A 12435-nucleotide genomic window follows, 5' to 3' on the forward strand; every position below is an offset into this window, starting at 1 on the left:
GCCCCTAGTGTTGACCTCGACAGAACCCAGATAAACCGGCTAAAACTGCTATCACTGTTCGCAATATCTAAATAATCAGCCGGAAAGCCTGACAATGGACCGTTTTAACGCCATGCGCGTGTTCACCCGAATCGTCGAGCTGGGCGGCTTTGCCAAAGCGGCAGACAGCCTGCAATTGCCCCGCGCTTCGGTGACCATCCTTCGGGCTGGAGTTCATGGTCGACGATCAAGTCAGGTTGATTGACCTGCCCAAGCACGTATCGGTCAACAGTGCCGACGGTTACCTGGCCGCTTGTGAGGCGGGTTATGGACTGATCCAGACGCCGTACTACCACGTCGCCCGCCAATTGAAGGAAGGGCGTTTGTGCGAAGTATTGAAAGCGACGCCGCCCCCCGGGATGCCGCTGACGGCGCTCTATCCCCCACACCGCCAGTTGTCTCGACGGGTGAGGGTGTTTGTCGACTGGCTGGTGGAGCTTTGCGCGCAGCCGGGCAATGAGTTTTACCGAAAAGACTCAAGCGGCTGAGCGAGCGCTACCCTGTGCTTCGGTGTTTCGCTGCAAGTCGTCGTGCAACTGTTGCATGTAGTGGCAATGCAGATTGAGGGACCGAGGCCGCGCGCCTCGATGAAACAGGGCAAACCATCCATGACTGCCAGGAGCAGGCATCAACCCGGTGAACGTGAAGCCAAGCGTCGTCAAACTGCGCAAGTCTTCGGCGAAGTGTCGCGACAACGCCAGTCGGGTCGAGATCATCCAGTGACCGGGCAATTGCCGGATCTGGTCGAGCAGACGTTTGGTCAAGCGGTGAATGACCATGTCGAAGCGGTGATGGTGTTGCTTGATCTGCAAGGGTATCGAAGGCGGTGTTGTCATTTCTGGATGGGTGCCGAACAGCGAACTCAGGTGCTGCATAAACCCCCGGTAGCGTTCGGGCCAGGGGATGTCGGGAAGTGGGCGCGCCTGTCCTTCGACCACGTGGCAACCCATCACAATGGTTTCCGGGTGCGGTTCGGCGAAGGGCGAAGGAACGTAGTCGGGCAGCACTCCCGTGCTGTGGAAGCCGATGTTTGCGGCCATGCGTTGCGTGTACGGATGGTGGGTCACTTGCTTGATCAAGACGCTCTTGAAGCCCAGTGCTCCGGCCTGCAACAGTAACTCCCGGCCCAGGCGAGTCGCGATACTTTGCCCCTGCGCGGCGGGATGCACCACGCTGAGAGCCAGTTCCGCGTTCTGCGGGGACGATTCGTGGCACAACGCGGCATGCCCCAGAACGCGTACATCATCCACCGCCAGCATTGATTTCCAGCGACCGTCGGCGGTGTGCTGACTGATCATGTCCGGTAGGTAAACATCCGGTTGAACGTAATGATCGCCATAAACCTCGCGAAACAATTGACTCACAGAGCGGGCATCGGAAGGGCGGTAGCGTCGAAAAATCAGATGAGGCATCACGCAGTCTCCGGCGATGGCGCGTCATAGGTGCGCAAATCCAGAACCCGCATCTGCTTGCCGGAACGTGGGTGCAGCTTCAGGTCGGTGACGTTGCAGGACAGCACTCGCAACTCCAGCAGCCCTTCGCGATTCAGATGCTCGAGCGCGGGGTAATGGGCCACAAGCGCTTCACACAGCGCCTGGCATCGCGGTGCGGTGGCCACGGCGTTAGTGTCAGGCACCCATTTCACACTGACGATGTCCTTGTATCCGTCATGTTCGAGGCGCAATTGCCATTGGTCGGTGCCAGCAACGCGCTGGACAATCTGCAGCATTTCGTCGATCAACAACGACGCCGACCCCACACGAACCCGCTGACTATGGGCGCTACGTCCCTTGAGGGCGAATTTGCGCATCGGGGTGTTGCCGGGCTCACACCAGCAGGCGCGGTCGCCCACCGGATAACGCAGCAGCGGCATGAGTCGGCGGGTCAGGTTGGTCACCACCAATAATCCGGTGCGGTCGCATTCTTCAATGACTTCACCGGTCAGTTCATCGACGATTTCCAGCAGGGTCTGGGGTTCAAATACCCGATGCTCGCCCAAGGCACAGTCGCGGCTCGTAGCGCCGATCAGGCCCGCATCGACGCTGGCATAGCCGATTGAGGCGATGCGCACGTTGGGAAATACCTGGGTAAGGATGGCCAATTGCGGGCCGAACAGGCTTTCACCGCCGTACAGCAACGTATCAACCCCACACAGCACCCGCTGATGCTGGGTCAGGTACGCCGCGAATCGCAACAACTGCGCCGGTACGCCGACCAGCACGTTGATCCGGTGCTGATCGAGCGCATCCGCCAGGACATCCATGCTGACTTCGCCGGTGAACGGAAACTCACAGATGGACCGTTTGACGTGCGCCAGCGAGTCATGAATGAACAGAAAGCTGGCGTAGAGATCGCCGGAAAAGAACAGGTTGGCGACCCTGTCACCGTCCTTCAGCTGAGAGGAAACACTGTTTCCAAATGTACTGACCAAGGCTTGCCACTCGCCGGTCGAGTAAACCGTCAGTTTGCCCTGGCTGGTGGATCCGCCGGTTTTAAACACCAACGCGTCTTCGATGTCCCCGGTCAACACAGGCCAATGATTCAGGTCGTTACTGTCAGCCCAATAGTCGGCCACATTGGTCAGCGGCAGGTCTTTTAAAGTAATACCTTCTGCCGGTAAGTGGTTCAGGCGGGTGCGGTAAAAGTTTGAGTGTTGCCTTATATAAGGCAACAGTTGTTCAAGCGAATAAGGTGTTTTCACTGGGTTCTCTTTTTTATCAGGCGTTGTGAGAATTAAAAATCAAACGATATGTTTAATGTCTGTTGTCGATAACCAACGGTATTTTTCCGCTGTGTTTGTTTTTGGTGAATTCGGATTCGGCACACTCGTGAACGTCTACCGTGATGAGCGCGGCGTTCACGGCATTGGTCAGTGCGGCGTGGGTGAATAACTTTTCATAAGCCTTTTCGGCCTTCAGGTTCACTAAAACCTTCAGCCGTTCGCTGCCATCGCAGGCGTGGTCCAGCACAAATTGAACAGGCAGGCCGAGGCTGCCCTGCAGCGCCGACGGTGAAATGAATTCCGTGCCCATCCGTATCAACTTGCCGTGGCGCTGCAGCAATTCGAATCGCGGTGACTCGAGCCCGCAAGGGCAGGCTCCGGTTATCCAGCGACCGGTGTCTCCCACGTCATACCGGCGAACGGCCTGGCCTTGCCGGGCCCGGGAGGTGAACAGCAGCCGGCCGATCTCATTGGCTTGCACCGGGTAATCGTGTTCGAGATGCACGATTTCCAGATGCTGGGTATCGCACATCAAATGAAAGATGCCGTCTGCCGTTGCCGAGCAGGCATGCCCCAGCGGGCCGGCGTCGACAGAGCCATAGATCGCGGAGCGAATCGTCGAGACTCCGCAGCTTTCCATCAGGCGCAGGCTGGCCTGGCTGGGGTGCTCACCGCCTAGGAACACTTTGTTGATGCCCGAGTACGCGCGGAGCTGGCTCTGTTCGTTGAAAAACAAGCGATGCAACGTACTCGGCATGCCGATCAGCACGGTGATGCGGTGATCCACGATCATTCGAGCGATTTCGCTGAAGTCATCATCGTGCGGCGCCCCCATGGGGAAATGCGTAACGCCCATCAATTCCAGAACCTTGGTGAAGCTGGAGAAGCCCCCATACAGGCTGCCGCCGTAAAACAGGTTCATCACCCGATCCGATGACGGGTCGAGACCGGCGGCGAACAGGCCGTCAGCCGCGGCGCGCATCTGCCGTTGGAAGTCCTGATAGCTGAACCCGGCCAGGGCAGGCATGCCGCTGCTGCCCCCTGAGCGGAAAAACAGCTGTGCCATGGCGTTGACCGGTTGGGTCATGAATGTGTTTTTGTCCATGATCGGCTCATGGTATGTATCCGCAGCGGTCGGCAGCGCGTCGAGCGTTGTCCGGCCAGGCACTGTCTCAGGCGACAGACTCACCGACAGGCGACGACTGAAGCGCGACAGCGCGTAGACGCCGTCATGGGGCTCTCCGGGGTAGCCGTCATGAATCAGCCCGCACGGGGCGATACGCGTGACGCCGGCATTGACCAGCGTGCGCACCAGCCCCGGCGTCTGCGCTGGAGAACACATCAACACGCAGCTTTGCAGGACGGCGCGCCAAGGCAATAGCGTCTCGGCGATCAAGTGTTGCGGCACCGGTTTGAGCAGCAGGGTACGAAACAGCGGCGAGGGCGCGAGCGTCTGGTGGTGATCCCAGATGACGTTCCATCCCGGGCCGGTCCAGACCTGACCGGTCCGCTGCGCAAAGCAGTGTTCCAGCCTCGCCATGGCGGTGCGGGTGGTGATTTCCGAAGCCTCCTGGTCGGTAGGAATCAGCGCCGGCCAGTGTGAGGCGCGACGTGTGAAGGCCTCGGCCAGGCGTTCACCCAGGTCCCGCAAAACCGCCGGATCGTTGCTGTCCACCAACAGCCATTGCGGGCTGGAACACGCTTGTTGATCCAGACTGCACACTTCATCCACCAGCGCGTCCAGCGTCGAAGCACTCGCCGCGTCGGGCGACAGATAAGCGAAGCTGATCCTGTGGCCCCAATCGATCCAGCGACACCCGACCGGGATCTGCTGGCGAATCGCCTTGAGTGCTTGTTCGCCGCCCCAAGCGGCGACGCCATCGGCGCGGGTGCAGAGTTGCGCTATCTGAGCCGTGCTGACCGGCAGCACCGCGATGAAATCAGCCAACTGGCCACGGGTGTCGCAATGCACCAGCGCCGCGAGTAACTGCGCGGTCAATCCTTCATCGCTGGAGCTGGGACGCAACCAGTTGATGTTGCCGGCCAACAGGCTTTCCAGGACCGCGCAGAACGCCAGCATCGGCGCATTGCCCGGCGTGATGTGCACCACCAGTCCCAGCGGATGCCAGCTTTCGAAACAGGCTTGCCGGTAATCGATACGTCGCAACGAGCGCGGTTGCACACCCAACTCACGTTCAAGTTTGGTGATGAGGTTGCTGCGCTGGCAGAAGTCGACAAGCCCCGATCGTTGATCGTTGTCGAGGGGCACATCCAGCCTGCCAGCTTGCAATTGCAGGGCAAATCGGGCCGCTGCGTCGATGACGGTGTCGCTGTCGATCGGTGCATTCAGCAGTCGCGGCAGTTGTGGGTGCAGTTGCTCGAGGGCTGTCTCGAGGGTGACATCGTCGCGCAGTTCTCCGTTGATCAAGTACATGTCAGGCTCCTCCAATCAGTTCAGATGCGGCCATTGCGCAGCTTCGGCTGGCGGTCGTACCGGCGCGTCCATGCAGTTCAAACCAGTCGGTCTGCAAGCCGCATCCGCAGCTGGCACCGGGGTGCAGCGTCGCCAGGTCCCCCATGACCACGGCGTGCGCGGGGCTGGAAGAAATGTACGGCGACACGAACTCCAGCAAGCCGCGCTGACCGTAGGGTTGAACAGTGAAATTGGATGGATTGCGCACAAAGACCTTCGAGTAAACCGGCACATGGAAATGCTGCCGGGCACACTGGATGTAGGGCACGGCATGCTCGACAGCGCCGTAACCGTCCCGGCAGCGGGACAGGTCGATGCCCAATTGGCGGTGGATGCGTGCATACAATTGCGACAAAGGAATTTCCTCTGCGGCCTGGGTTTTCCAACCACCGCCGAGAAACACCAGTGACTCGGCCGGTAGCTGCAGATTCGCGACGCCGGTGTCTTCCATGTGCCGCAACGCGTGGGACAGGAACGCCGGGAAGCCGAGAATGCGCACCGGCAATCCTTCTTCGGCGAATTCCTGCAAGGCGCGGATCACCCCAAACACATCGAACGCGTGACCATTACCCGTCAGGCGCAATCCATAGGCGATGCGGTTGACCGGCGCATAGCTGCACAGAAACTGGTCGGTGTAGGCGGTGCCCAAGGTGATCGCAGCCTTGGGTTCATAGCTCAGCAGCAAGTAGTTGCAGGGACTGTCCGGAGTGTCCCAGCCGTAATGGCGAAAAATGTGGCTCACCATGCCTTGGGCGGCGGCCATGCTGCGCTGGTCATAGCGCAGGCGACTTTTCTGGCCGCTGGTGCCGGACGATGTCAGCTCCAGCGCGCCTTCACCCGTGGGGCCGAACAACAGGTGACGTTTGAAATAGTGAGCGAAAATCGGCGGCAGTCTTGACCAGTCATCCAGTGTTTCCAGGTCTTGAGCGACCAGCCCGTTGCTGTTGAGCCAGCGCTCATAGCCAGGCGTGTGGTGACAATGAAACAGGCTGATTTCCCCCATGGCCCGGTCGAAAAGGCCTTCAGGCACGGAATCCAGGCAATAGGGTTGCGTTAACGCGCAAAGCGCATCGGTGTGGGGTAAATGAATCATCAAAGGACCTATCGGGTGGAGTCAGGCAGCAAGCGGGAGGTGGGAGCGCCGCAGAAACAGGCGCAAGGGCAGCAGGCTCATGAGCCCTGCAATAGCCGCCATCAGGGCGAAGGACTCGTGGCTGTCACCGGCGCCGGCCGCCGCAATCAGCGAGCCGCCACCGCCCATGACAGCGATCGAGATCATGCCGATCATGGCCGAGACCAGGCCCTTGCTGTCGTCGCTTGAAAACAGCGCGAGCCGGTACAGTGCGGCATTGCTCATGCCAAGGCCGACGGCGTAAAAGGCCAGGACGCTGATCAGCAAAGGCGTGGAGGCACCGTAGAAACTGCTGGCGAGCAAGGCGATGAGCCCGCCGCAAAACGGCCACAACGCATATCGAATCAGTTGCGGCAATTCAGTGTCGGCAATCAATCGATTGAGTATCAAGTTGCCGAGAATGACGGCCGCAAACACCGGGATCTGCCACAGGCCGTACTGCAAGGGTGAAAGGCCCTGATTGTGAATTAACAGGAGCGGCGCCAGCCCTATCCACGCAATCAAGGGCAGGCTCATGACCCCCAGCGCGACCGAGGCGCTGAGGAATCGCGGATTGCCGAGCAACGCGGCATAACGGCGCACGGTGCCGCGCCATTCGAACGGCACCGCCGCCAGTTGCTGACCGTCATGACGCAAGGTGCCCACGGTTTCCGGCATGAACAGGTAAAGCCCGAGCCAGACGAACAGGCCGCCGATACCCAGCAGTAAAAACAGCTCCCGCCAGGACAACCACTCCAGCAGCAGACTGCCGAGCAACGGCCCCAGCAGCGGAGAGAGCAATGCAACGTTGCCCAGCAACGCCATGATTTTTACCGCGTCGGCTTCGCAGAACACTTCCTGCAAGGCGGGATAGCTGACCGCGATGACAAATCCCAGCCCCATGCCCTGAATCAGCCGCAAGCCGTTGAACGCATAAATGCTGTGCACGCTGAATGCCGCGGCACAGGCCAGGGCGAATAACGCACAACCGATGAGCAACATCGGTCGGCGACCGAACCGGTCCGACAGTGGACCAATAAGCCATTGCAGAAGAATGCCGCCCGCCAGATAGAGATTGAAGGCATAGGGGACGTGACTCCCGCTGGCATTCAATTCATAAGTAACGGTCAACATGGCCGGCATGATCATGTCGCTGGCCATATACGTCAGAAGTTCAAAAAAAGTGATGGCAAGGCAAAAGCCTAATACCTGATAGGGCCTGATGTTTATGAGCGGTTGGTGCATGGCATCCCTGTTCTTCTTCGTGAAGTTAAATAGCGGGTCTTATTGCGATGCGCCAAGATTAATCAAGCGAGTATGGATACCTCAAACGGACTATTAAGACTGAAAGCTTCAATAGTTTTCGCCAGGTTTCGATGGGGGGGCGGGCAGTAAAAAACAAGTGAAAGTGTATGTACGAAAAATGCCCGCAACGGGGCGGGCATTGGTTAAGCCGTGAACGGGATATGCATTTTTCCTACAAGTGGATGTTCAATTACGTACGCGTCATACGTTATCGATGCTGGTAATAACCCGGTCCACCGCGATCGTAATGGTGGTCGCCGTGCCAGCCGCCGTGGGGGAAAACGATGCAGCCGCTCAGCGTCAGCAGCGCGAGCAGGGGAATCAACCGTGTGATTCGACGGAACATTTGAAAATCCTCATGGTTATCGCCGCAATAAAGCCAAATCTCTTCATCGGCTGTAACATGAGACCCCGTTTGCAGCGTCCCATTCCCGCACAAAGGTAGGGGCTTGGCATGCTTTCGGATACAAACCGGACACATTTTTCAGGTTCAGGAATTCGCAATGACTCAGTCGCAACGTTTGAAATACTCGATTCTGATCTCCCTGGTGGTCTTGGGGATCATGTTCGGCCTTTCGTATCTGCAAAACACAGGCGTCATCAGCGAGAAGCTGTTTCAGTACATCGCCATCGGCGTCGCGGTGATCGTGGTGGTGGTCAATGGCGTGATGCGTCGCAAGGTCAAGCCTTGATCGACGCACCTTGAGCTGATCAGTCGCGATGGAGCATGGCTACAGCGTGCGGGTGCAGGCTGTAGCTTTTATCCGCATTGAGTGTGATCACGCCTTCGCTGCACAAGCGTTTCAACACCTCTCGCACACTGAGGAAGGACAGGGGAATATCCAGGTCCAGCAAATGGCTGTGCACGCCGCGAACACCCAGGCTGCGCTCACTTTCGGCGGCGCTCAGCAAGGCGTCGATAACCTTGAGGCGAATCAGGCTGGTTCGCAGACCATAGCTCTTGAGCAGCAATCTGATCCGTTCGTTACCATTGCGCTCGCCTCGTTGACTGAAAACGCCAGAGCCCATGGCTGAGCCTTTTGGCGCGTGACTACCGTCCATTGGCAGTTGCGAGTTGTACATGCAAAAACTCCTTTTCCGAGCCGGCCAGGAAATGTGATGGGTGCTCTCATTCAATAAGACGTATGAGCACCGCAAATAATGAAGGCTCGAATGTAGAAAATTCGTCACCGTCATGTCATTGCCCTGTGAGAAGGCGGGATAAAGTGCCTTTTGCGGCCTAAATTTTTGTTGTGGGTTTCGTTCCTAGGGGAAGGCGCGATGCGTGTTTGACGCAGGGTGTTTGTCTTTTCGATCAGGAGCGAGCGTGATTATTTCCAGGCAATTAACCAGGTTGAGCCTTGCGGGCATGTTGGTGGGACTGAGTCTTGCGGCAAATGCACGCAGTGCGCCGGAGCAGGCCAGCGCCGACATTCGCCGCACCAGTTTTGGTGTGCCGCATATTCGTGCCGAAAACGAGCGTGGGCTCGGCTATGGCATCGGTTACGCCTACGCCCAGGACAACCTGTGCCTGCTGGCCAATGAGATTGTCACCGTCAATGGCGAGCGTTCACGCTATTTCGGCCCGGACCAGCTGACGGTCGAGGAACGCGAGAACCAGGTCAGCGACCTGTTCTTCACCTGGCTCAATACCCCTGAAGCCGTCGCCGCGTTCTGGAAGGCGCAAACCCCGCCAGTGCGTGATCTGGTCGAAGGTTATGTCGCCGGGTACAACCGCGCGCTGGCCGAGCGCCATGCACAAGGTTTGCCGCAGCAGTGCCAGGGTGAATGGGTACGTGACATCACCTCGCAGGACCTGGTCAAGTTGACTCGCCGTCTGTTGGTCGAAGGTGGAGTAGGGCAGTTCGCCGAAGCGCTGGCGGGGGCGACGCCACCCAAGGCCGTTGCTCGGGCAGTGGGCGAGGGGGCGTCGTTTCAGCTGGCGGCTACGCGCATGCAACGGTTCGCGCTGGATCGCGGCAGCAACGCGGTGGCGGTCGGCAGCGAGCGCTCGTTCAATGGCCGCGGGATGTTGCTGGCCAATCCGCATTTCCCGTGGATTGGCGGGATGCGTTTCTACCAGATGCACCTGACCATTCCCGGCAAGCTGGACGTGATGGGCGCGGCGTTGCCGGGGCTACCGATGATCAATATCGGCTTCAACCAGCACCTGGCGTGGACCCACACCGTGGACACGTCCAAGCACTTCACCCTGTATCGCCTGCAACTTGATCCCAAGGATTCGACCCGTTATCTGCTCGACGGCAAGTCGCTGCCGATGAACAAGCAGACCGTGACGGTGAACGTGAAACAGTCCGACGGCCAGACCAAAGCGGTGTCCCACGTGGTCTACAGCTCGCAGTTCGGACCGATCGTGCAGTGGCCCGGAAAACTCGACTGGGACAATAAGTACGCTTACAGCCTGCGCGATGCCAACCTGGAAAACGACCGAGTGTTGCAGCAGTGGTACGCCATGAATCAGGCCACCAGCCTCAAGGATTTGCAGGCCTCGGTGCACAAGACTCAGGGCATCCCGTGGGTCAACACCCTGGCGGTGGATGATCAGGGGCAGACGCTGTACATGAACCTGTCGGTGGTGCCGAACGTCAGTGCCGACAAACTCGCCAAGTGCAGCGACCCGCGCGTCGGGTTGCAGTTGATCGTGCTCGACGGTTCTAACAGCGCCTGCGCCTGGGACATCGACCCGAACGCCGCGCAAAAAGGCATTTATGCGGCGGACAAGTTGCCGCAACTGCAGCGTAAAGACTACGTCCAGCACTCCAACGATTCGGCATGGATGGCCAACCCGGCGCAACCGCTCACCGGTTTCTCACCCCTGATCAGTCAGGAAGGCCAGCCGCTGGGGCTGCGCTCGCGGTTCGCCCTGGACCGCTTGAGCACGCTGAGCAAGGCAGGCCCGGTCTCGGCGGCGGATCTGCAACGGATGGTGATGGACGATCAGGTGTACCAGGCCGGGCAAGTGATGCCGGACCTGCTGCAATTTTGCGCCAGCGCTCTGGGCGCCGATGCCGCCACGCTCGCTCCGTTGTGTGCCAGTCTCAAGGCGTGGGACCGCAGCGCGAATCTGGACAGCGGACTCGGCTTTGTACACTTCCAGAACGTCATGGAACCGTTGCAGCAAGTCCCGGACATCTGGCGAGTGGCGTTCGATCCGAAAGATCCGCAGCACACGCCGCGTGGCTTGGCGCTCGATAATCCGCAGGTCACCCAGGCGATTCGCGAGGCGATGCTGGCGTCGGTGGAGCAGGTCACAAAACGGGGACTCAAGGATGGCAGCCGTTGGGGTGATATTCAGGTGGTCAGCAGCGGCGGGCAACAGACACCGATCCACGGCGGGCCAGGCACGCTGGGCGTGTACAACGCCATTCAAAGCGTGCCGAGAAGCGATGGCAAACTCGAAGTCATCAGCGGCACCAGCTATTTGCAAGTGGTGACCTTTGATGACAAAGGGCCGCACGCCCAAGGCCTGCTGGCATTCTCGTTGTCCAGCGACCCGACGTCGAAGTATTCACGGGATCAGACCGTTGCCTTTTCGAAGAAGCAGCTGAGCCCGTTGCCGTTTACCGAGCAACAGATCACGTCAGATCCGCAGTACCAGGCGCAGACGATCCGCGAGCAGGATGAAAAAGCCGGGAAGGTGGCCGCTCAGTAAGAGGGCGATTCAAACCGTAAAAAAGGCCGCATCCCCTTGAGGGTTGCGGCCTTTTCAGCTTTTAGGGGCTTGTTGCGGGATCGCATTGAGTACCGGATTACCTTCCTTGTTACGGGTCAGGTAGACCGGCAGTACCTTGGGCAGGGAAGCCACCAGGTTGTTCAGTTCCTTGATGTTGTAGATGCCACCCAGGCGAATCGTGCCGGTGCTGTGGTCAGCGACCATGATCGGTTTGCTCAGGTACCGGTTGATCAACGGCAGGGCATCGTTCAGCGCCAGATCATCGAGCACCAGTTTGCCACTGCGCCACGCCAGGGAATTGTCGTTGGGGTAGGTCTGATTGATCTGCGGGGTGAAGTCGCCGTGTTTATAACGCGCCTGCATCGCCGGCCCCAGGCGCAAGCCATCCCCCGGAAGGTCATCGTTGCTGCTGACCAGAACCGAGCCTTCAATCAGGTTCACGCGTACCTGATCCTCGTACATCCAGACGTTGAACTTGGTCCCGGTGACGCGAATCCTGCCGTCCGCTGCCCTGACAACAAAAGGGTGAGCCAGGTCGTGGCTGACGCTGAAGAAGGCTTCGCCTTTTTCCAGCGTGACCCGGCGCTGATCCTTGTAGTTGCTGAAGGTCAGCTCGCTGCCCAGGTTCAATTCCACCTGGCTGCCATCGCTCAGGGTGACCTGACGGACCGTGTCACTCGCTTCGAAATGCTGATACGAATTCGGTAGCCAGCCCATGTTCCACCCGCTGTACGCCGCCAGCGGCAACGCGAGGGCGCACACGGCGGCGGCGATGCCGACCGCGCGCCAAGGCGTGGCCGGTTTGAAGCGAGCCACCGATGTAACGGCTTCGGGACGCGGCAAATCCCCCGCGACGACCCAGATCTCGAGCATGGCTTCGTACTCGAACGCATGCAGCGGATGAACATCACGCCAATGTTCGAAGGCGATCCGCTCTTCGGCGGTGCAGTCGACGGCGTGCAGACGCATGCACCAGTGCGCAGCGGCATCGGTGATGGCGTCATATTCGGCTTGCGAGAGAGAGTTGTCGGTCATTGACTCATCCTGATTTCCTGCATTCTAACCTTGAGGGGAAGCCTGCGAGAACAGCC

11 protein-coding genes and 1 pseudogene are annotated in these 12435 nt (G+C 59.1%); 4 read left to right on the forward strand and 8 right to left on the reverse strand.

Annotated elements, in window-relative coordinates:
• The first annotated feature begins 94 nt into the window (after positions 1-94).
• Together K0F88_RS32215 and K0F88_RS03385 are read left to right on the forward strand one after the other, a co-directional pair.
• A complete protein-coding gene (locus K0F88_RS32215; RefSeq protein ID WP_374039701.1) occupies positions 95-244 on the forward strand; it encodes a hypothetical protein in 150 nt (49 codons plus the stop codon).
• Positions 201-527 (forward strand): annotated as a pseudogene (locus K0F88_RS03385) (LysR substrate-binding domain-containing protein); the annotation flags it as partial. The gene K0F88_RS32215 and the pseudogene K0F88_RS03385, both read left to right, overlap by 44 nt.
• Here the strand turns inward: K0F88_RS03385 and K0F88_RS03390 are convergent.
• The 6 genes from K0F88_RS03390 to K0F88_RS03415 all read right to left on the reverse strand — a co-directional run bounded on the left by K0F88_RS03390 (position 516) and on the right by K0F88_RS03415 (position 7996).
• Complete coding sequence (locus K0F88_RS03390; protein ID WP_094467326.1) at positions 516-1451, reverse strand: GNAT family N-acetyltransferase; 936 nt, start codon at positions 1449-1451, stop codon at positions 516-518. The pseudogene K0F88_RS03385 and the gene K0F88_RS03390 overlap by 12 nt on opposite strands.
• A complete protein-coding gene (locus tag K0F88_RS03395) occupies positions 1451-2740 on the reverse strand; it encodes an AMP-binding protein (RefSeq protein ID WP_094467327.1) in 1290 nt (429 codons plus the stop codon). The genes K0F88_RS03390 and K0F88_RS03395 overlap by 1 nt, the downstream gene beginning before the upstream one ends.
• Before the next feature lie 52 nt (positions 2741-2792).
• A complete protein-coding gene (locus K0F88_RS03400; RefSeq protein ID WP_094467328.1) occupies positions 2793-5195 on the reverse strand; it encodes an aldehyde dehydrogenase family protein in 2403 nt (800 codons plus the stop codon).
• A 1-nt stretch (position 5196) separates the two neighbouring features.
• On the reverse strand, positions 5197-6327 hold the full coding sequence (locus K0F88_RS03405) for an acyl-protein synthase (protein ID WP_094467329.1): 1131 nt from the start codon (positions 6325-6327) through the stop codon (positions 5197-5199).
• Between the two features lie 21 nt (positions 6328-6348).
• Complete coding sequence (locus tag K0F88_RS03410) at positions 6349-7590, reverse strand: MdfA family multidrug efflux MFS transporter (RefSeq protein WP_094467330.1); 1242 nt, start codon at positions 7588-7590, stop codon at positions 6349-6351.
• 268 nt (positions 7591-7858) lie between these two features.
• Positions 7859-7996 carry a hypothetical protein gene (locus tag K0F88_RS03415; RefSeq protein ID WP_176457653.1) on the reverse strand — a complete coding sequence of 46 codons (138 nt, stop codon included), beginning with the start codon at positions 7994-7996 and terminating at the stop codon, positions 7859-7861.
• A gap of 157 nt (positions 7997-8153) precedes the next feature.
• On the opposite strand from K0F88_RS03415, the gene K0F88_RS03420 reads away from it, so the two are divergent.
• Entirely contained in the window at positions 8154-8342 is a 189-nt protein-coding gene (locus tag K0F88_RS03420; protein ID WP_059405111.1) for a hypothetical protein, read from the forward strand.
• 19 nt (positions 8343-8361) lie between these two features.
• Here K0F88_RS03420 and K0F88_RS03425 read toward each other — a convergent pair whose 3' ends face one another.
• Positions 8362-8733 (reverse strand): fe2+ zn2+ uptake regulation protein, encoded by a 372-nt coding sequence (locus tag K0F88_RS03425; RefSeq protein ID WP_219093996.1) that lies wholly within the window; start codon positions 8731-8733, stop codon positions 8362-8364.
• Between the two features lie 244 nt (positions 8734-8977).
• On the opposite strand from K0F88_RS03425, the gene K0F88_RS03430 reads away from it, so the two are divergent.
• On the forward strand, positions 8978-11323 hold the full coding sequence (locus K0F88_RS03430) for an acylase (RefSeq protein WP_219093998.1): 2346 nt from the start codon (positions 8978-8980) through the stop codon (positions 11321-11323).
• 54 nt (positions 11324-11377) lie between these two features.
• Here the strand turns inward: K0F88_RS03430 and K0F88_RS03435 are convergent, their stop codons facing one another.
• The gene (locus tag K0F88_RS03435; RefSeq protein ID WP_094467333.1) at positions 11378-12379 is read right to left on the reverse strand and encodes a FecR family protein; all 1002 of its coding nucleotides are present in this window, start codon (positions 12377-12379) and stop codon (positions 11378-11380) included.
• Between the last annotated feature and the right edge of the window lie 56 nt (positions 12380-12435).

Source organism: Pseudomonas sp. UMAB-40 (genome assembly GCF_900095275.1).
Lineage (GTDB): Bacteria > Pseudomonadota > Gammaproteobacteria > Pseudomonadales > Pseudomonadaceae > Aquipseudomonas > Aquipseudomonas mandelii_B.

Coding starts and splice junctions, on each gene's coding strand:
- K0F88_RS03405 (WP_094467329.1), bottom strand. CDS start 6,327: ATGATTCATTTACCCCACACCGATGCGCTTTGCGCGTTAACGCAACCC.
- K0F88_RS03425 (WP_219093996.1), bottom strand. CDS start 8,733: ATGTACAACTCGCAACTGCCAATGGACGGTAGTCACGCGCCAAAAGGC.
- K0F88_RS03400 (WP_094467328.1), bottom strand. CDS start 5,195: ATGTACTTGATCAACGGAGAACTGCGCGACGATGTCACCCTCGAGACA.
- K0F88_RS03415 (WP_176457653.1), bottom strand. CDS start 7,996: ATGTTCCGTCGAATCACACGGTTGATTCCCCTGCTCGCGCTGCTGACG.
- K0F88_RS03410 (WP_094467330.1), bottom strand. CDS start 7,590: ATGCACCAACCGCTCATAAACATCAGGCCCTATCAGGTATTAGGCTTT.
- K0F88_RS03435 (WP_094467333.1), bottom strand. CDS start 12,379: ATGACCGACAACTCTCTCTCGCAAGCCGAATATGACGCCATCACCGAT.
- K0F88_RS03390 (WP_094467326.1), bottom strand. CDS start 1,451: ATGCCTCATCTGATTTTTCGACGCTACCGCCCTTCCGATGCCCGCTCT.
- K0F88_RS32215 (WP_374039701.1), top strand. CDS start 95: ATGGACCGTTTTAACGCCATGCGCGTGTTCACCCGAATCGTCGAGCTG.
- K0F88_RS03420 (WP_059405111.1), top strand. CDS start 8,154: ATGACTCAGTCGCAACGTTTGAAATACTCGATTCTGATCTCCCTGGTG.